At 54.9% G+C, this 19,216-nt stretch carries 20 protein-coding genes; 12 read left to right on the forward strand and 8 right to left on the reverse strand.

What is annotated here, in order from left to right; genetic code table 11:
• Window positions 1–2: 2 nt before the first annotated feature.
• The 6 genes from L0666_RS00960 to cysE all read left to right on the forward strand — a co-directional run bounded on the left by L0666_RS00960 (window position 3) and on the right by cysE (window position 7,072).
• Window positions 3–635: a phage distal tail protein, Rcc01695 family gene (locus tag L0666_RS00960; RefSeq protein ID WP_235257205.1), complete on the forward strand. Its 633-nt coding sequence runs from the start codon at window positions 3–5 to the stop codon at window positions 633–635.
• A complete protein-coding gene (locus L0666_RS00965; RefSeq protein WP_235257207.1) occupies window positions 632–1,522 on the forward strand; it encodes a DUF2163 domain-containing protein in 891 nt (296 codons plus the stop codon). Before L0666_RS00960 ends, L0666_RS00965 begins: the two co-directional genes overlap by 4 nt.
• Window positions 1,519–1,950, forward strand: coding sequence for an NlpC/P60 family protein (locus tag L0666_RS00970; protein ID WP_235257209.1), 432 nt, complete (start codon window positions 1,519–1,521; stop codon window positions 1,948–1,950). Before L0666_RS00965 ends, L0666_RS00970 begins: the two co-directional genes overlap by 4 nt.
• 17 nt (window positions 1,951–1,967) lie before the next feature.
• Entirely contained in the window at window positions 1,968–5,870 is a 3,903-nt protein-coding gene (locus L0666_RS00975; RefSeq protein WP_235257211.1) for a baseplate multidomain protein megatron, read from the forward strand.
• Window positions 5,870–6,178 carry a DUF7742 family protein gene (locus L0666_RS00980; RefSeq protein WP_235257213.1) on the forward strand — a complete coding sequence of 103 codons (309 nt, stop codon included), beginning with the start codon at window positions 5,870–5,872 and terminating at the stop codon, window positions 6,176–6,178. Before L0666_RS00975 ends, L0666_RS00980 begins: the two co-directional genes overlap by 1 nt.
• Window positions 6,179–6,253: 75 nt before the next feature.
• Window positions 6,254–7,072 carry a serine O-acetyltransferase gene (gene cysE / locus L0666_RS00985; protein ID WP_235257215.1) on the forward strand — a complete coding sequence of 273 codons (819 nt, stop codon included), beginning with the start codon at window positions 6,254–6,256 and terminating at the stop codon, window positions 7,070–7,072.
• A 21-nt stretch (window positions 7,073–7,093) separates the two neighbouring features.
• On the opposite strand, the gene L0666_RS00990 is transcribed toward cysE, so the two are convergent.
• Window positions 7,094–7,426, reverse strand: coding sequence for a carboxymuconolactone decarboxylase family protein (locus tag L0666_RS00990; protein ID WP_235257217.1), 333 nt, complete (start codon window positions 7,424–7,426; stop codon window positions 7,094–7,096).
• A 142-nt stretch (window positions 7,427–7,568) separates the two neighbouring features.
• Here L0666_RS00990 and L0666_RS00995 point away from each other — a divergent pair, with 142 nt between their 5' ends.
• Window positions 7,569–8,369: a crotonase/enoyl-CoA hydratase family protein gene (locus tag L0666_RS00995; RefSeq protein ID WP_235257219.1), complete on the forward strand. Its 801-nt coding sequence runs from the start codon at window positions 7,569–7,571 to the stop codon at window positions 8,367–8,369.
• A 67-nt stretch (window positions 8,370–8,436) separates the two neighbouring features.
• On the opposite strand, the gene L0666_RS01000 is transcribed toward L0666_RS00995, so the two are convergent.
• The 3 genes from L0666_RS01000 to pdhA are packed head-to-tail and all read right to left on the reverse strand — an operon-like array spanning window position 8,437 to window position 12,128.
• A complete protein-coding gene (locus L0666_RS01000; protein ID WP_235257221.1) occupies window positions 8,437–9,735 on the reverse strand; it encodes a pyruvate dehydrogenase complex dihydrolipoamide acetyltransferase in 1,299 nt (432 codons plus the stop codon).
• Between the two features lie 12 nt (window positions 9,736–9,747).
• A complete protein-coding gene (locus L0666_RS01005) occupies window positions 9,748–11,115 on the reverse strand; it encodes a pyruvate dehydrogenase complex E1 component subunit beta (protein WP_235257223.1) in 1,368 nt (455 codons plus the stop codon).
• A complete protein-coding gene (pdhA, locus tag L0666_RS01010) occupies window positions 11,115–12,128 on the reverse strand; it encodes a pyruvate dehydrogenase (acetyl-transferring) E1 component subunit alpha (RefSeq protein ID WP_235257225.1) in 1,014 nt (337 codons plus the stop codon). Before pdhA ends, L0666_RS01005 begins: the two co-directional genes overlap by 1 nt.
• Before the next feature lie 153 nt (window positions 12,129–12,281).
• Between pdhA and L0666_RS01015 the strand changes: the two genes are divergently transcribed.
• Window positions 12,282–12,773, forward strand: a complete 492-nt coding sequence (locus L0666_RS01015; protein WP_235257227.1) for a GNAT family N-acetyltransferase — start codon at window positions 12,282–12,284, stop codon at window positions 12,771–12,773.
• A gap of 255 nt (window positions 12,774–13,028) precedes the next feature.
• A complete protein-coding gene (locus L0666_RS01020; RefSeq protein WP_235257229.1) occupies window positions 13,029–13,673 on the forward strand; it encodes a VPLPA-CTERM sorting domain-containing protein in 645 nt (214 codons plus the stop codon).
• Window positions 13,674–13,883: 210 nt separating this feature from the next.
• On the opposite strand, the gene L0666_RS01025 is transcribed toward L0666_RS01020, so the two are convergent.
• The 4 genes from L0666_RS01025 to L0666_RS01040 form a co-directional block, all read right to left on the reverse strand.
• A complete protein-coding gene (locus tag L0666_RS01025) occupies window positions 13,884–14,114 on the reverse strand; it encodes a hypothetical protein (RefSeq protein WP_235257231.1) in 231 nt (76 codons plus the stop codon).
• 242 nt (window positions 14,115–14,356) lie between these two features.
• Entirely contained in the window at window positions 14,357–14,656 is a 300-nt protein-coding gene (locus tag L0666_RS01030; protein ID WP_216037210.1) for an FtsB family cell division protein, read from the reverse strand.
• Between the two features lie 122 nt (window positions 14,657–14,778).
• Window positions 14,779–15,678, reverse strand: coding sequence for a fructose bisphosphate aldolase (locus L0666_RS01035; protein ID WP_235257233.1), 900 nt, complete (start codon window positions 15,676–15,678; stop codon window positions 14,779–14,781).
• A 116-nt stretch (window positions 15,679–15,794) separates the two neighbouring features.
• Window positions 15,795–16,973, reverse strand: coding sequence for a phosphoglycerate kinase (locus L0666_RS01040; RefSeq protein ID WP_235257235.1), 1,179 nt, complete (start codon window positions 16,971–16,973; stop codon window positions 15,795–15,797).
• Between the two features lie 124 nt (window positions 16,974–17,097).
• On the opposite strand from L0666_RS01040, the gene L0666_RS01045 reads away from it, so the two are divergent.
• The 3 genes from L0666_RS01045 to L0666_RS01055 all read left to right on the forward strand — a co-directional run bounded on the left by L0666_RS01045 (window position 17,098) and on the right by L0666_RS01055 (window position 19,202).
• The gene (locus tag L0666_RS01045) at window positions 17,098–17,604 is read left to right on the forward strand and encodes a peptidylprolyl isomerase (RefSeq protein ID WP_235257237.1); all 507 of its coding nucleotides are present in this window, start codon (window positions 17,098–17,100) and stop codon (window positions 17,602–17,604) included.
• Window positions 17,597–18,157, forward strand: a complete 561-nt coding sequence (locus L0666_RS01050) for a peptidylprolyl isomerase (protein WP_235257239.1) — start codon at window positions 17,597–17,599, stop codon at window positions 18,155–18,157. The genes L0666_RS01045 and L0666_RS01050 overlap by 8 nt, the downstream gene beginning before the upstream one ends.
• An 85-nt stretch (window positions 18,158–18,242) precedes the next feature.
• A complete protein-coding gene (locus L0666_RS01055) occupies window positions 18,243–19,202 on the forward strand; it encodes a DUF3179 domain-containing protein (protein WP_235257241.1) in 960 nt (319 codons plus the stop codon).
• Window positions 19,203–19,216: the final 14 nt, after the last annotated feature.

The following is a 19,216-nucleotide window of genomic DNA, read 5'->3' on the forward strand; positions in this document are numbered from 1 at the left end:
ACATGAGTTTCCATGAGGTAAGGTTTCCGACAGATCTCAGTTTTGGGGCGCTTGGTGGACCGGAGCGGCGTACAGAGATTGTGACGTTGGCCAATGGGTTTGAAGAACGCAACACGCCGTGGGCGCATTCGCGCCGCCGTTTTGATGCGGGCATGGGGTTGCGGTCGCTTGATGATATCGAGGTATTGGTGGCGTTTTTTGAAGCGCGCCAGGGCCAGATGTACGGGTTTCGCTGGAAGGATTGGTCGGATTATCGATCCGCGAAACCTAGTCGCGAAATCACTGGCGGCGACCAGTTGATCGGCTTGGGAGACGAGGTCGTTTCGGAGTTTCAGATTATTAAGAATTACGCGTCTGGTACAGCAAATTATGCACGGCCGATTACCAAGCTTGTCGTGGGGACAGTGCAAATTTCTGTCAGTGGGGATCCGCAGACAGAAGGTGTGGATTACAGCGTTGATTTGAACACGGGCATTGTGACGTTTGATCATCCGCCGGATGTGCAGGCCGAGATTACCGCAGGCTATGAGTTCGATGTGCCTGCGCGGTTTGATACGGACTCGATCATCACGTCGATGGCAACGTTTCAGGCCGGTGAGGTCCCCGATGTACCCGTTATTGAGGTGCGGTTATGAGTACGTTTCAGGACCATTTGGAAACCGGTGTCACCACGTTGGCACGATGCTGGGCTGTGACACGGCGGGATGGCACGGCCTATGGGTTCACGGACCATGATTGTACTTTGAGCTTTGACGGCGTGACGTTCAAAGCAGATGCAGGGATGACAGCGCGGGCGATCATGGCGGCGACGGGGCTGTCCGTTGATAATTCGGAGGCCATGGGCGCGCTGAGTGATGCTGCGATAACCGAGGCAGACATTGAGGCAGGCCGATTTGACGGCGCCGAGGTTAAGGCGTGGTTGGTCAATTGGGCGGATTTGGACATGAGGGTTGTGCGGTTCGCCGGAACAATTGGCGAGCTGCGTCGCATGGGAGGCGCGTTTCATGCTGAATTGCGCGGCTTGACCGAGATCCTTAATCAGCCGCAAGGCCGTGTGTATCAAACGCCCTGTTCGGCGATCCTTGGGGATGGAAAATGTCAATTTGATCTGGCTGCGGATGGGTTTTCCACGGACGTCGCGGTCGAGGCCTTGGAAGACGATCGAAGGTTCAGGTTTGAGGCTATGAACGATTTTGAACCTGCATGGTTCGAACGTGGGCGCATTCGTGTTCTGAGCGGCGCGGCCGAAGGGCTTGTGGGCGTGATCAAGCGTGATCGAATTGTTGGCAATGTACGGGAAGTTGAAATCTGGGAAGCTTTTCGAGCGTTGATAGAAGAGGGTGACATGATCCGGCTTGAAGCGGGGTGTGACAAACATGCGGCGACGTGCCGGACGAAATTCGACAACTTTCTTAATTTTCGCGGATTTCTCGATATTCCTGGCGATGATTGGTTGGTGAGCTCTCCGGTCAGTAGCATAGATAATGGTGGCGGCAGTTTGCGCCGTGACGACATCGTATGAGTGCACTTGTATCTGCAGCACGGGACTGGATTGGCACTCCGTACGTGCATCAAGCTGCGCGGCGCGGTGCAGGGTGTGACTGCCTTGGTCTGTTGCGCGGTGTCTGGGCCGAAGTGAGTGGAACGCCTGTTTTGGCTGTTCCGCCCTACACGCCCGATTGGTCTGAACCACAAGGCGATGAAGTGTTGTGGCGCGGTGCTGTGAAACACCTGCGCCGCAAAGCTAAAACAGACGCCGCTGCAGGTGATGTTCTGTTGTTCCGGATGCGGCACGGGGCGGTCGCCAAACATGTCGGGATGCAGGCTGAGATCGGCCCGCGCCCAACTTTTATTCATGCGTATCAGGGACATGGAGTACGCGAAAGCGCGCTAACATCTCCGTGGGAACGGCGCCTTGTGGCACGGTTCGCTTTCCCTGATCGCCTATAACATAAGGTCTGTTTTTCATGGCAACGATTGTACTTTCGGCGGCGGGCATGGCGCTTGGTGGATCTGTAGGCGGCACGGTATTGGGTCTTGGTATGGGCGCGATTGGGCGTGCGGCCGGGGCATCTTTGGGCAGCCTAATTGACCAACGGATATTGGGGGGAGGCGCGGATGCCGTTGAAACCGGACGCGTGGATCGTTTCCGGCTGACAGGCGCGAGCGAAGGCGCGGCGATGAACCACGTTTATGGGCGGATGCGCATTGCGGGACAGGTCATCTGGGCAACCCAGTTCGTGGAATCCAGCGTTACGAGCGGTGGTGGCAAAGGTGGTCGGAGTCGAGCTGCGACTAAAACGTACAGTTACAGCGTGTCGCTAGCGATTGCATTGTGTGAAGGCGAGATTTCGCGGGTCGGACGGATCTGGGCGGATGGCGAAGAAATCGCCCGTGATGACCTAAATATGCGCATATACACGGGGTCTGAGGATCAACTGCCAGACCCAAAGATGGAAGCCGTCGAAGGGGCGGGGCTGGTGCCAGCCTACCGTGGGACTGCTTACGTGGTTTTAGAGGATCTGGACCTCGGACAATTTAGCAATCGTGTTCCACAGTTTTCCTTTGAAGTCATGCGGCCGGGGCCCGGCGATGCCGATATACATGACGACATGAACGAGCTTGTCACAGGCGTCGCTTTGGTGCCCGGAACGGGCGAATACGCATTGGCAACAACGCCTGTGACCTTGTCCAAAGGGTTTGGCGTACGTGAGTCTACCAATGTGAACACGCCGGCAGGTAAAACCGATTATCTGGTGTCGATGGAGGCTTTGGAAGAAGAGTTGCCCAATTGCGGTTCCGTCACCATGGTCGTGTCTTGGTTTGGCAACGATCTGCGGTGCGGGGACTGTCAGGTCATACCGAAAGTCGAACAGACTGAAACGGACGGCAATGAAATGGCGTGGGCTGTGTCGGGTGTTTCGCGTGAGGGTGCTGATGTCGTGCCAAGCGACGCAGGACGACCCGTTTATGGCGGTACCCCTGCGGATGCGGCCGTTCTTGAGGCGCTTAAGGATATGGCTGAGCGTGGCAAACGGGCGGTCTTTTATCCATTCATTTTGATGGAACAGCAGGCAGGAAACACATTGCTTGACCCTTGGACCGGCGAAGAGGGGCAGCCTAGCTTACCGTGGCGCGGGCGGATTACCACATCACTGGCCCCGACGGTTAATGGCACGCCAGATCAAACGGCAGTTGCGGATGCAGAGGTTGCGGCATTCTTTGGTCAAGCTGTGGCTACGGATTTCACGGTTTCGGGAGAAACTATTGTCTATTCGGGTCCTGCGGAGTGGTCTTATCGCCGTTTCATACTTCATTACGCGCATTTATGCGCACTGGCAGGCGATGTGGATGCGTTTTGTATTGGATCTGAAATGCGGTCCCTGACCCAAATTCGGGGCGCAAATGGTTTTCCTGCGGTGAAGGCGATGATTGATCTGGCTGGCGATGTTCGCGAAATCTTGGGGCCGGATGTGAAGATCGGATATGCGTCTGATTGGTCCGAATACCACGGATATCAGCCCAGTGGCACGGCGGATAAACTGTTTCATCTTGACCCGTTGTGGGCGTGTGAAGATATCGATTTCATTGGAATTGATAACTACATGCCGCTGTCTGACTGGCGCGAGGGTGACGGTCATTTGGACGCCGAGTTCGAGTCGATATACAACCTTGAGTATCTTCGCGGGAACGTAGAGGGCGGCGAAGGCTATGACTGGTATTACCATTCTCCCGAGGCCATGGCCGCGCAGATCCGCACTCCGATCACGGACGGAGACGGCGAACCTTGGGTTTGGCGGTATAAGGACCTTCGCAATTGGTGGCTGAATGCGCACCATGAACGTGTTGATGGCGTGCGTGCAACGCTACCGACAGTGTGGGCACCTGGTAGTAAGCCGATTTGGTTCACGGAAATCGGCTGCGCTGCGGTGGATAAGGCCACGAACGAACCCAACAAGTTTGTTGACCCTAAATCGTCGGAATCTGCCTTGCCGCGTGCATCGAATGGAATTCGAGATGATTATATCCAGCTGCAATACCTGCGCGCTATTTACGGGCACTACAACGACCCCGATCTAAATCCTGTGTCGGATGTCACAGGAGTTCGAATGGTGGACACAGACCGTATTCATGTTTGGGCATGGGATGCGCGACCGTTTCCGGCGTTCCCTGGTAATGGGGCGCTGTGGTCTGACAATGTGAACTATTCTCGGGGGCATTGGATCAATGGCAGGGCGTCGACACGGCCTTTGTCATCGGTCGTTGCCGAAATCTGTGAACGGGCTGGTGTGACGGACATTGATGTTACAGCGCTGCATGGCATTGTTCGCGGTTACTGTGTGGATGACGTGACAACCGCGCGATCCGCGCTGCAGCCATTGATGATGGCCTATGGGTTTGATGCGATCGAAAGGGATGGCGTCTTGGTGTTTCGTACGCGTGGCGCGCGGTTGGACGCAGAAGTAAGCGAAGATCAACTTGTCTATGAGTATGACGCTGAGGGCGCGATTGAATTAACCCGTGCTCAGGAACCTGAAATCGCGGGGCGTGTTCGTGTCGGTTTCGTTGAATCGGATGCAGATTACGAAGTGCGCACCTCTGAGGCGGTGTTCCCTGATGACCGCAGCCTCACGACGAGTGCGTCGGAACTTCCGTTGGTTCTGACCAGTGCAGAAGGGCAACGTATCGCTGAACGTTGGTTGTTAGAAGCCCGCGTGGCGCGTGACACAGCGCGGCTGACCTTGCCGCCGTCCTTGATGCACGTCGGGGCTGGGGATGTCATCAGCCTGCCAGATGGCCACGGCGATGGGTTGTTTCGTGTAGATCAGTCCGAGCAAACGGATCGGCAAGCTCTGGACGTTGTCCGCATCGAACCTGCCGTCTATGAACCGCAAGACGTCCCAGAGCGCACGTTTAACTTGCGCAGCTTTGTGCCTCCGGTTCCGGTGGAGTTGATGTTGATGGATTTGCCACTGCTGAGTGGCGATGAAGACCCTGTTGCGCCTTATGTGGCAACTTCTGGGGTGCCATGGCCCGGCTCAGTCGCTCTTTATTCAGCGACACAAGATGCTGGGTACGATGTAAACCGTCTGGTGACGTCTTCATCGGTGATGGGCGTTACGCAAACCGTGATGAACCATGCGCCAACAGGGCGTTATGATCGTGGCCCCGCGTTACAGGTGCAGCTCATTCGCGGTGATTTACAGTCGGTTTCGACGGATCAAATCCTTGGAGGAGCGAACGTGGCGGTGATTGGTGACGGGTCCGCTAATAACTGGGAGGTGTTTCAATTCGCAGAGGCTAATATCATCGACGAGAACACCTATGAGATTACGATGCGTTTGCGCGGACAAGCGGGCAGTGATGGAATTGCGCCGGATGAATGGCCGGTCGGGTCGATCGTTTTGCTGCTCAACGGGGCACCCGAGCAAATCTCGTTGGCGTCCTCGGCGCGCGGGGTTGAGCAGCACTTCCGCTATGGTCCGGGGGCACGGCCGTTGAGTGACCCGAGCTATCAATACCGCACGGAAACATTTTCGGGCAACGGGTTGCGGCCATATCGTGTGGCCCATCTGCGCAAACAGGAAAACGGAGCAGACCTTGGCGTGACTTGGGTGCGGCGGACGCGAAAAGATGGCGACAGTTGGGATAGTGAAGATGTTCCCTTGTCCGAAGCATTTGAACGCTACGCGGTTCGGGTGTTCAAGGATGGTGTTCAGATGCGCGAAGTTTCTGTTTCCGATCCCAGCTGGACCTATACGTCGGCGATGCAAACAGCCGACGGGACGGGCGAAATCCGCATTGATGTCGCTCAGGTGTCTGACGTTTATGGTGAGGGCCCCGTTGCAACGACGACGTTTTCGACCTGATGCGACAGGTCGGCCTAACTGATCTAGACCTTGCAGCCCGCGTGCTTTTGGCTGCTCCGCCGGAGGCATGGCCTGATCTTGCCTCAACACTTGTAGAGGATGCGCATGTCGCGGATTTATGGCGGAAACGCTACGCAACGGCGCATCCGAACGGTGGAACGGGGTCATTATACGCCCAAGCGGCTTTGTATCCTCGGTCGCGAATAGGTGGCTGTTCTAAGCCGTACTGCATGGCGATGGCTGCGGTTTTGGAGGCGCTGCAGGCATGGCGAAACCGTGTATCCAAAAGATCAAATCACGAAAAGTGATCGATCTCTTCACGGGATTATTCTTGGAGTTCAGGCTCCATATGCGGTAGGACGAACCTGAAAGAGAGGTGCGCTATGGCCCAGACCAACCCAAAATTGACAACTGTCGATCCAGTTTGGCAGCGCATTTGCGACGAAGCCCAGGCTGCGATTCATGATGAACCGCTGATCGGCGGTTTCGTTCACGCATCGGTTTTGCACCACACATCTTTGGAAAACGCGCTCGCCTATCGCATTTCGATGAAACTGTCCTCGCCGGATATGTCCGATCAGATGCTTCGCGAGATTGCGGATCGCGCCTATGCGGCGGAACCAGCCATCGTGGACAGTGCCCGCGCGGATATCGTGGCGATCTTTGATCGCGACCCCGCGTGCCTGCGTTTCCTGCAGCCTTTGTTGTTTTTTAAGGGCTTCCAAGCCGTTCAGGCGTTTCGTTTGGGGAACTTTCTTTGGAAAGAGGGCCGCAAAGATCTGGCCTATTTTGTGCAGATGCGCGTGTCCGAGATTTTCGGCGTGGATATTCACCCAGGCGCGACCATCGGCAAAGGTCTGATGATTGACCACGCCCATTCGATCGTGATCGGCGAAACCGCCGTGGTCGGGGATAATGTTTCTATGCTGCACTCTGTCACGCTGGGCGGCACAGGCAAAGAAGAAGAAGACCGTCACCCCAAGATTGGCGACGGGGTTTTGATCGGCGCTGGCGCGCACGTCTTGGGCAATATCAAGATCGGCCATTGCAGCCGAATTGCGGCGGGTTCTGTTGTTCTTGCTGACGTGGAGCCAAACAAAACCGTTGCAGGAGTCCCGGCGAAAATCGTCGGCGAAGCGGGTTGTTCACAGCCATCCGTATCCATGGATCAGCTTTTGGTTGGTTGCGGCGGCTGCAGCTAAGCCGCTAATGGGTTGACCAGCTTAACTAAGCTGGTCAAAGGCTTCCATTGCTTTGGCGCCATACATATAGCCCGGCCCACCATTCATCATGACCACAACGTTGACGGTTTCGGCGATTTCGTCGCGAGTTGCACCTGCACGGATCGCAGCTTTGACGTGGAAACCTATGCAATCGTTGCACTGTTTGGAAATACCAATCGCCAATGCGATGAGTTCCTTGTGTTTGGTGGACACAGTGCCTTCGGCAAGGGCTGCGTTGTGCAATGCGTGAAACCCTTTGGCGGTGCCTTCTTGCTCGGCGCGCATTGGCCCAAGAATGCTACCTGTGTGGGAGAGTGTCTTTTTCCAGTCCATTTTTGACGTCCTTTTAAATTGTCTTTTCAACGGCATAACGCCGCCCACAGGCCAGTACTTTGCCATAGATCAAATGGACGCTAGGTCAGTGTTGACGTTGACGTCTCGCATCTTTGGAATGGCGGCAACAAAGGGGACTGAGATGACCGACCTTGTAACTGTGACAAACGCCGAAGGCCCAGTGGCCGACGTGCGGATCAATAGACCGGACAAAAAGAATGCGGTCACACTGGAACTGCTGGCTGATTTGGTCGCTGCGGGAGAAGCGCTCGCCCATCAATCGGGGCTGCGGGCCGTTGTTTTGTCCGGTGCGGACGGGAATTTTAGTTCTGGGATGGACACGTCAGTCTTTTTAAAGATGGCGGGCCAACTGGATCAGATCAAAGACCAGATGTTGAACCTGCCAGAAGGCCAGATCGCCAATGATTTCCAGCGACCCGCGCAGGTCTGGCAGGACTTGGGCGTCCCCGTCATTGCCGCGATTGAGGGCGTCTGTTTTGGCGCCGGGATCCAGATTGCGCTGGCGGCGGATTTCAGGATCGCTGCGCCCGATGCCTCCTTGTCGATCCTCGAAGCGAAATGGGGCTTGGTGCCGGATATGGGGATATCACTGTCGCTGCCCAAATTGATGCCAGTGGACCGTGCCAAGGCTCTGATTATGACAGGGCAGGTTCTATCAGGGACTGAGGCCTTGGCCGAAGGGCTTGTAACCCGTGTTGAGGACGACCCGATTGAAGCGGCACATGCCTTTGCCGATGAGCTTGCGCAGAAAAGCCCAGACGCCATTCGTTCTGCCAAAACCTTGGCGGATGCGATCTGGGCGGGGGACGCGGCCAAAGGTCTTAAGCTTGAGGCCCAGTTGCAGGCCGACCTGATGGGTAGCCCAAACCAAATCGAAACTGTTATGGCGCAGATGCAAAAGCGCGCGCCGAACTATTCCTGACCCATAAAAAAACGCCGAGGGGTTTGATCCCCTCGGCGTTCTTGATTTCTAAAGTGTCAGACGTGACTTAGGCCAGCATACCCATCGGGTTCTCAAGGTTCGCCTTGATCGCGTTAAGCAAGTTCGCACCCAATGCGCCGTCAATCACGCGGTGATCTACGGACAACGTTGTGGACATAACTGTCGCAACTGCCAATTCACCATCTGCGCCGACGACTGGTTTTTTCACACCAGCACCTACGGCCAAGATCGCACCGTGTGGCGGATTGATGATCGCATCGAAGTTGTCGATGCCGAACATACCGAGGTTAGAAATCGCGAAGGATCCACCGACATACTCATGCGGGGCCAGTTTGCCATCACGCGCACGCCCAGCGAGGTCTTTCATCTGCGCAGAAAGCGCAGAAAGGGACTTCATTTCAGCATCTTGCAAGACAGGCGTGAACAAACCGCCGTCAACGGCTACCGCAACTGCGACATCGGATGCGGAGAACTTGAGCGTACGATCACCAGCCCATACTGCATTGGCTTCTGGGACTTCTTGCAACGCCAAGGCACAGGCCTTGATGATGAAGTCGTTGACCGACAGTTTCACGCCCTTTGGCTCCAAGGTCTTGTTGAGCTGGCTGCGGAACTTGAGCAGCGCATCCAGTTGGATGTCTTTGCGCAGGTAGAAGTGCGGCACGCTTTGCTTGGCTTCTGTCAGGCGGGCAGCAACAGTCTTGCGCATCCCGTTGAGAGAGACCTCTTCGAAGTCACGACCGTCATACATCTTGAGAACCTGATCTGTGGATGGACCAGATGCCAACGCGCCACTTTTGGCCGCAGCTGGAGCGGCGGATGCAGCAGGAGCCGAAGCAGCAGTAGCAGGTTGTGCTGTCGCATTTTCGACGTCGGCTTTGATGATGCGTCCGTGTGGGCCGGAACCCTTAATCGCCGCAAGGTCGAGGCCTTTGTCAGCCGCGATGCGACGTGCAAGCGGTGTGGCAAACAAGCGTGAGCCGTCTTTAGCTGCAGGCGCCGCAGGGGCAGGGGCCGCAGCTGCGGTAGGCGCTGGAGTTGCCTCAGCTGCCGGAGCAGCAGCAGCAGGTGCCGCCGCGGGTGCAGCAGCGCTCATGTCTTCACCTTCTTCGCCAATAATGGCGATGGCGGTGTTCACTTTGACGCCTTCTGTGCCCTCAGGGACCAGAATTTTGCCCATGACACCTTCGTCGACCGCTTCAAATTCCATCGTCGCCTTGTCGGTTTCGATTTCGGCCAGAAGGTCGCCCGACTGAACGGTGTCGCCTTCCTTGACCAGCCATTTCGCCAGCGTGCCTTCCTCCATTGTGGGGGACAGCGCGGGCATTAGGATTTCGGTAGCCATTGTCTGTTCTCCTTAACGGTAGGTGACTTGTTTAACAGCTTCGATCACTTCTTCAGTTGTGATCAACGCGTGCTTTTCAAGGTTTGCGGCATAAGGCATCGGAACGTCTTTGCCTGTGCAGTTGATGACGGGTGCATCAAGGTAGTCAAACGCCTGCTGCATGATCGTCGCAGACAGGTGGTTGCCGATTGCACCGACGGGCCAACCTTCTTCGATTGTCACGCAACGGTTTGTTTTCTTTACGCTTTCAAGGATCGTCGCGTAGTCAATCGGGCGCAGTGTGCGCAAGTTGATCACCTCGGCAGAGATACCTTCTTCAGCCAGCTTTTCGGCCGCTTCGAATGCGTATTGCATGCCAATCCCAAAGGACACGAGCGTTACATCACTGCCCACAACCTCCACGCTGGCTTTGCCAAACGGGATGGTGAAATCTTCAATCACCGGCACTTCGAACGAGCGACCATAAAGGATCTCGTTTTCAAGGAAGATGACAGGGTTGTTGTCACGAATGGCTGTTTTCATCAGGCCTTTTGCGTCGGCTGCAGAGTAAGGCATCACGACCTTCAGGCCAGGCACCTGTGCATACCAAGCGGCGTAACACTGGGAGTGCTGAGCCCCAACACGCGCCGCAGCGCCGTTGGCCCCGCGAAACACCATTGGCGCGCCCATCTGACCACCGGACATATACAATGTCTTAGCGGCAGAGTTGATGATTTGGTCAATCGCCTGCATCGCGAAGTTGAACGTCATGAATTCAACGATCGGACGCAGGCCACCAAAGGCCGCTCCTACTGCGATACCGGTAAAGCCGTGCTCGGTGATTGGCGTGTCGATGACGCGCTTGGAACCGAACTTATCCAGCATGCCTTGGGAAATCTTATAGGCACCTTGGTATTCGGCGACTTCTTCACCCATCAAGAACACGTTTTCATCGCGCTCCATCTCTTCGGTCATGGCTTCGTTGAGCGCCTCACGGACGGTCATTGATTTCATTTCCGTACCGGCAGGCCAGTCAGGGGAGGTGTCGGATGGCGCGTATTCGACAGCGGTTGCCGTGGAAACAGCAGGGGCAGCAACTTGATCCGTCGCAGCGGGTGCTTCTGCGGCCGCTGGCGCTGGGGCCGCGCTCATGTCTTCGCCTTCTTCACCGATGATCGCGATTGGTGTGTTCACCTTCACGCCTTCAGTGCCTTCAGCAACCAGAAGCTTGCCAACGATACCTTCGTCGACCGCTTCGAATTCCATGGTCGCTTTGTCTGTTTCAATCTCGGCGATGATATCGCCAGATTTCACTTCGTCGCCTTCTTTGACGAGCCATTTAGCGAGTGTGCCTTCTTCCATCGTCGGGGAGAGGGCGGGCATCAAAAGTTCAGTAGCCATTATGCATTCTCCTGCGCTGGGTCGTCGGCGTAAATATCTGTCCAAAGCTCCGACAGGGCGGGTTCTGGGCTTTCCTTGGCGAACTCGGCGCTTTCGTTCACGATGGCTTTGATTTCTTTATCAATCGCCTTGAGATCGTCCTCAGACGCGTGCTTGCCTGTCAGTAGAGTGGCGCGGACCTGTTCAATTGGATCACGCTCTTCGCGCATCTTCTGAACTTCGTCGCGTGTCCGGTATTTGGCAGGGTCAGACATAGAGTGGCCACGGTAACGGTATGTTTTAACTTCCAAAACATACGGACCTTTGCCAGCGCGGCAATGTGCGACAGCTTTCTCGGACGCTTCCTTGACGGCGAGAACGTTCATCCCGTCAACCAGCTCACCCTTGATGCCAAAGGCTTCGCCGCGTGTGTAAAGATCAGGTGTGGATGTGGAACGTTCTTGGCTCGTGCCCATGGCGTATTGGTTGTTCTCAATGACAAAGATCACCGGAAGGTCCCAAAGGGCGGCCATGTTGAATGTTTCATAGATCTGACCTTGGTTGGCAGCGCCGTCACCAAAGTAAGCAAAAGTGACGTTGTCGTTGCCTCGGTATTTGTCAGAGAACGCAAGGCCCGCACCAAGAGGCACCTGAGCGCCAACAATTCCGTGGCCGCCATAAAAATGCTTTTCAGCCGAGAACATGTGCATCGATCCGCCTTTACCAGCAGAATACCCACCTTCGCGACCCGTCAGTTCGGCCATTACGCCTTTAGGGTCCATGCCGCATGCCAGCATGTGGCCGTGGTCGCGATACGATGTGATCCGCTTGTCGCCTTCTTTGGTTGCGGCCTCTAGGCCTACAACAACGGCTTCTTGGCCGATATAAAGGTGACAGAACCCGCCGATGAGACCCATGCCGTATAATTGGCCGGCTTTTTCTTCGAATCGACGAATAAGAAGCATCTCTCGGTAGTAGCCGAGCAATTCTTCAGCAGAAACGTTTGGTTTCTTTGCACTTTTCTTAGCGGCCATGGGTCCTCCCTTGGGTGGCGAAAAAGATAGTTTAGCGTTAAACTATCTCCTACAGGACCGAAACGCAAAAATCGACTGCCAAAATGACCTTGGGGCAGGGTTCGCGTGATTTCCTGCCTTGCGTCCAGTGCATAGGAGCGACAGGATTAGGGCATGAAATGGAATATCAGACAAGAAAAAGACGCAGACGTTGCCGCAATCGCGGAAGTCACACGAGCCGCCTTTGAGGGCAAAGCCTACGCTGACGGCGACGAGGCTGAACTTCCCGCAAAGCTACGAGATGCTGGCGCGCTGGTGCTGTCCTTAGTTGCCGTTGAGGGCAAGACCGTGATCGGTCATGTGGCCCTGTCCCCCGCCAAGATCGGGGATGAGAAGTGCCTTGGCCTTGGTCCAGTCTCTGTGCGGCCGGATCGGCAGGGGCAGGGTATTGGATCTGCTTTGGTGAACCACGCGGTTGCGATTGGCTCGGCTTATGGGCGCAGTGGCGTCGTTCTAATGGGCGATCCGGGTTTTTACGGGCGCCTTGGGTTTGTTGCTGAACAAGGGCCAACCGTTAAAGGTAAACCGTCAAAGCATTTGCAAATTATTGGTTTCGAGGATGTCCCAATTGGCGACGTATCGTTTCACCCGAAGTTCTACGAATAGGTGTTGAACGTCAGCTGACTTTGACTTCCACGTAATAAACTGACCCCAAATAGAAAAGTTAACCTTCTTGCGCGACGCGGCGAAGGCCTCTTTCAGCCTGTTCTAACGCAACGCTGTTTTCGGATGGCTGCTCAATACGATTGGCGTGACTGCCAATGTGCGGAGAACTGCCGACTGAAAAGTTAACGCGCCGATAAAATTCAATCTATGGTAGAATGGTGCTGTTATGAAAACCAACTGTTTGAGGTAATTGTTATGCACCGATCGTTGATTGTTTGGACGATGTGTTTGTGGGGCAGCACGAGTGTTGCTGCGCCAATCGGCACTCTGGATCTGGACCTAAAAGTAGAGTCTATCGGGTTTTCCAATGTCACCATTTACGGTGACACACCTGCGGATAACCTTGAGTTCGATTTTCTGGATTTGAGAAACGATATTTGGGGAATTACAAAGCCGCACACGCGGTTCAGCATTGGGGAAGAGATTTCTTTTACTGCTGAATTTAACGAGCAAAGTGGGCAGCTTGATCCTTGCTCCATAGGCGGCTTTTCTTGCAGCAACGCATATGGACGCTTGGATAACGACGCATTTTCCTTCGGAGACGGAGCCGGCTTCACGTCTTGGGGCGATTTTAATATGGAAGGCGAGGCAACCGTCGGAAGTCTGGTATCGTTATCGACTTTTTCAGGGGGCCTGAACTATGAAACAGTGGAAGGAGGCGAATTCATATCTTGGGATATGTACGTCCATAATTTTTCGGTTCTAAGGAACAACCAGACACTTAATGTTGTCCCCGTACCGGCGTCCTTTCCTCTTCTTATAGCGGCGCTAACCAGCCTCGGCTTCATCAACCGCCGCAGGAGAACACGTGGCCTCGAAACCCCATGTTTGGATGTCTAGCGATCCATAGGAGTATCTGACTTCTTGAAATGGATTAGGCTTAATCTCGGTGATTGGTTCTCGTGGAGTTCCGACCACTGCAACCCAAATCAATCGTTAAACTGAACGACACCTACGACGGCAAGGTGGCATAGCCAAACTTGAGCTCTGCTACCTTGCCATTATAACCGTTTGCACGCGCAGCGAACGTCAGCATTGAGCCCGAACCTATTAGGTCTTTGCCTTTGCAAAGAGCTTTGAAAAGTAGTCGCCCACACCTTGTCGATTTGCATTGAGCATTACCTTTTTGGCGATTTCTTCTTCTGCGATGTCCGCCATTATCATGCTCGGCACGTTGTGAACGACATCCGCAAATATACGTGCCTTTTTAAGGTTTTCTGTAGCCCGGATCTCGATCAATGCGATTTGTAGAACATATAAAACTCCAGAGTAGCCGTTCATGAAAATTCTCTCATCCTAACGTTTTTCATCCGTTTCGACCCTGTCGACTATAGGTAACAACGCTAGTAGCGCCGATGGCAAGAAAGTCCCGCATAGCAGAAATCGGTGCGCGGTTCTTTGAACGATGGCATTTGGTCTGAGATACTCTGCCTGAAGGTCCGCACTAACTGTTGTGGCACAGTTGTAGGGGTTAAGAAAACGAGTGGTATCGCGACGAATACGTGCGACGTTCGCCGGTAGTTTTAGCGAATAACAATCTCGTCTGCGCGCACCATGCCCAGCATGTCGCGGGCCTGTTCGTCGAGCAAATCAAGATCAAGATATGTATCGCTGAGGCGACGGGTCAGGTTTTCCATCCGCGCAACATCTGCTTGAAGCACCGCAAGTTCAGCCGTCAACGCGCGGTTTTCTGCATTGATCTCTGCACGCTTGAAAATACCATAGTCGCCCTGCACGGCGGCAAAGGTGAAATACAAGCCGAGCATCAAAGTGCCTGCAAAATAGAGAAGGACGCCCATTGGCGCGCGTTTCGCTCGTAACATGTCTCTGCCTCATTGCACCGGTTTCTTTTTGAACCGTGTATGGCAGAGAATCGCACATCTGATTCGTCTTGGGAATCCCCTTTATGTAGGGGATCCCATTATTTTCGGTACTTTATCGGCAATTACGCGATTGATGCGGCGTGAATGCTTTCGATCGTGCGGCCCAGCGTTGCGTTGAATTCGCCATCGTCTTGATGGGCGAACAGACCCTCGGTTAGTGCGCGGCTAAAGCTCGCCACGACGCCGCTGTTCTTGGCCAAGCGGTCGTTGGCCTCTTCGCGGGAATACCCACCAGACAACGCCACGACCTTGAGGCAGGCGGGGTGATCCACGAGGACCTGATACTGACCGGGCTTTTCAGGCAGGCTGAGTTTCAGCATGACCTGCTGGCCGTCGGGCAGGGCATCAAGGTGGCGCAGAATGGCGTCGCGCAACATGTCTTCGGCTTCTGCCTTGTCCGCGATGGTGATGTTGATCTCTGGTTCTAGGATCGGCATGAGGCCGTGGCCTGAAACCTGCGCACCCAATTCAAACTGTTGTGCCACGATAGCGTCGATGCCTGCCTGATTGGCTGCATGAATGACAGACCGTTCCTTGGTGCCAAATATGCCTTGGGCTTTTGCACGTTCCAGAAGGTGGTCAAGGTTTGGGATATCTTTCAGCATTTGTACGCCGTTTTCCTCTGCCTCAAGTCCCTTGTCAATCTTGAGGAAGGGCACGACGCCGTTGTCTTCCCAAAGGGCGGCGGCGGAGGGTTTGCCGGATATTTCACGGTCCATAGTCATTTCAAACAGGATCGCGCCGATGACTTTGTCGCCGCTAAACACAGGGGCGTTGACGATGCGGGCGCGCATAGCGTGGATCAGATCAAACATCTGGTCATCGTTTGAATAGGCATCCTCGGACACACCGTAAGCTTTCAACGCTTTGGGCGTTGAACCACCCGATTGATCGAGCGCCGCAATAAAGCCTTGGCCCTTGCGGATTTGGTCTGTCATGGCTTGGTGTGTCGCGTCGGTCATTTGGGTTGTCCCTTTTGGCTGCGTTACAACCGCCATAAGGGACGTCTGAGGGGCCTTCAATTCTGGTTACGCTAACGGTTGCGCTAACATACTAGTATTTCAGCCCCTTGCGTTGATTATCCGCCCAAAGCTGCAACACCAGGAAGGGTTTTGCCTTCCATCCATTCTAGGAATGCACCGCCAGCGGTTGAAATATATGTAAAGTCTTCACCGTGGCCGGACATATTAATCGCAGCGACGGTATCACCCCCTCCACCAACGGAAATCAAATCGCCGGCGTTTGTTTGACGCGCAATTTCGTCCAACAGCTCGAACGTGCCTTTCTGGAACGGCTCAAGTTCAAACACGCCCAAAGGGCCATTCATAATCAGAGTTTTGGCGGATTGAATGACGGCAGCGATGTTCTTGCTGGATTGCGGTCCGACATCAAAAATCATCTTGTCGGCAGGGCAGGCGTCTACAGGCAGGACTTCGTTAGCGGCATTCGCTTTGAATTCTGCAGCCACGACAATGTCGACCGGCAGGACAATCTGACAGCCAGCGGCCTCGGCCTTGGCCATGATATCGCGGGCCGTGTCCGCGAGGTCGTGTTCGCACAGGGACTTGCCGACATCGACACCTTGCGCGGCCAAGAATGTATTGGCCATGCCGCCGCCGATGATGATGGCGTCGACTTTTGAAATCAGATTTCCGAGCAGATCGAGCTTGGTAGAGACTTTGGCCCCGCCAACCACTGCCACGACGGGGCGTTCCGGTGTTCCGAGCGCTTTTTCCAACGCGCCAAGTTCTTCCGCCATCAAGCGGCCTGCGCAGTTTGGCAGCAACTTAGCGACGCCTTCGGTTGAGGCATGGGCGCGGTGGGCGGCTGAAAACGCGTCGTTGCAGTAGATATCGCCCAATGAGGCCAGGAAACCGGCCATTTTTGGATCATTGTCGGTTTCCATCGACGTAAACCGTGTGTTTTCAATTAGGATCACAGCATCCGAAGGGGCTGCGTCAATGGCAGCGCGATCTGGCTTTTCGATAAAGGTCACAGGACGTCCCAAAACCTTTTCCAAGGTTGGCACTGTTACGCGCAAAGACATCTCAGGAACATATTGACCTTTCGGGCGACCAAAATGGGCGAGCATGACTGCTTTTCCGCCTGCGGCTAGAATGGTGTCGATTGTCGGTTTGATCCGCTCAATGCGGGTTGCATCCGTGACTTTGCCGTCTTCAACGGGGACGTTGATGTCCACCCGCGTCAGCACAACTTTGCCTGCCAAATCCATGTCGTCGAGTGTGTTCCAGCCCATGATGCTCTCCTAGCTTTGTTGGCTTGTTCATGCGCAATCAGCGGCGAGGGGTCAACCGTGTCTTGGAATCCTCGCGCAGGCGCACTAGGTAACTGCGCAACGCAATTCGTTAAGGAGCCGACAGATGGCTGATATCAAAGACCCAGAAAACACGATCCTGATGGAACTGGCAGGCGGAACCGTACAGATTGATCTGTTGCCAGACGTCGCGCCAAAGCACGTTGAACGCATGAAAGAGCTCGTGCGCGAAGGTGCATACGACAACGTTGCATTCCACCGTGTGATCGACGGCTTCATGGCGCAGACGGGCGACGTTGAGCACGGCAACATGGAAAACGACTTTAACATCGGTCGTGCTGGTACAGGCGGTTCCGACAAGCCTGATCTTCCAGCTGAATTCTCTAAGATCCCACATGCCCGTGGATCCCTTGGCGCTGCGCGTTCTGCGAACCCGAATTCTGCAAACAGCCAGTTCTTCATTAACTTCAAAGACAATGACTTCTTGAACGGCCAATACACTGTTTACGGCATGGTTTCTTCCGGCATGGAACACGTCGACGCGATCGTTAAGGGGGAACCACCAATGTATCCTGACCGCATGATCTCTGTGAAAGTTGCCGCAGATGTTTAAGGGCGCAGTCATTGCATCCTTGCTGGCAGCTGGCGCGGCCCATGCGGGCGGGATCGAGATTGATGTCGCTGGCGACGCCAATGGCACGATCGTTATCGATCTGTTCGAAGACATTGCACCGCTGCATGCTACGCAAATCACCGCGCTGGCGGCTGATGGCCAATACGACGGCGTGGTGTTTCACCGCGTGATCGAAGGCTTCATGGCGCAAACGGGCGATGTTCAGTTTGGCGACAGCACCGCTGATGATTTCAACATGCAACGGGCTGGCACAGGCGGGTCTGACCTTGACGATATCGCCCTTGAGGCAACGACAGAAAAATCGTTCACCCGTGGCATGGTCGGCATGGCGCGGTCCCAGAACCCAAACAGCGCGAACAGCCAGTTCTTCATCATGTTCGAAGACGGCGCGTTCCTTGACGGTCAATACACGATTGTTGGCGAAGTGACGTCTGGCATGGACGTTGTTGATCAGATCAAGTTGGGCCGCGGGTCCAACGGCGCTGTGATCGGCGAACCTGATCACATGGTTGCTGTGCGCGTTACCGAGTAACCGCAGCATCACATTCTTGTAGAGGGGCTATGCAGCGATGCGTGGCCCCTTTTACTTTGGGGGCACCCTAATAAGGAAAGCCGCCATGTTCCGTCTCGCGTTTATCTTTACGTTGATTGCCAATCTTGCCTCGGCTAGCCCTGAATTCTGGCGCCATGAATGGCCCAATACCAACTTTGACGTCACCAGCGTTGAGAGTTGGGTTGAAATCCTGTCGGGAGGGCCGCCGCGTGACGGTATTCCGGCGCTGGATGATCCGTCCTTCGTTGATGTCTTTGATGAGGATCGCCTGATGGATCGCGAACCAGTAATCACATTGGAATTGCAGGGCGAAACACCTCGCGCATACCCGATCCGATATTTGATGTGGCATGAAATCGTGAACGATGATGTGCGCGGTTTGCCGATCGCGGTCACGTTCTGCCCACTGTGTAATTCTGGCATTACGTTTGATCGGCGTGTGAATGGGCAGGTGTTAACGTTTGGCGTGTCGGGCAAGTTGCGCAACTCGGATATGATCATGTTTGACCGCGAAACCGAAAGCTGGTGGCAGCAAGCCATCGGTGAGGCCATCGTTGGTGATCTAACTGGCACAGAACTTCAAACTCTGCCGTCTTGGATGGAAAGCTGGGGAGAGTTCAAAGAGAGAAACCGTGACGGCCTTGTGATGGATGAACCGAACCAGCGGCGCAATTACGGGGCCAATCCTTATGTGCAGTATGACAGTTCACATCGGCCGTTTCTATTTTCTGGTGAATTGCCGCCCCATGACATTCCGGCCCTTGCCCGCGTTGTACGCGTTGGCGATGCCGCATGGCCAATGACACGTATCGCGCAAGTGGGAGAGATCAAAGAGGGTGGCGTTGTGCTCAGCTGGACCGCTGGTCAAGCGTCGGCGCTGGATTCCCAAACAATCGGGGACGGGCGCGATGTCGGGACTGTGCGGGTGCGCGACACTGCGGGCAATGATCTGGCCCATGACGTGATGTTCGCCTTTGCCTTTCACGCATTTTGGCCCGACGGCGACTGGAAGTTGGGCGAGTAATCCCGCCCGAATAC

The organism is Octadecabacter algicola (genome assembly GCF_021532625.1).
In the GTDB taxonomy this organism is placed as follows: Bacteria; Pseudomonadota; Alphaproteobacteria; order Rhodobacterales; family Rhodobacteraceae; genus Octadecabacter; species Octadecabacter algicola.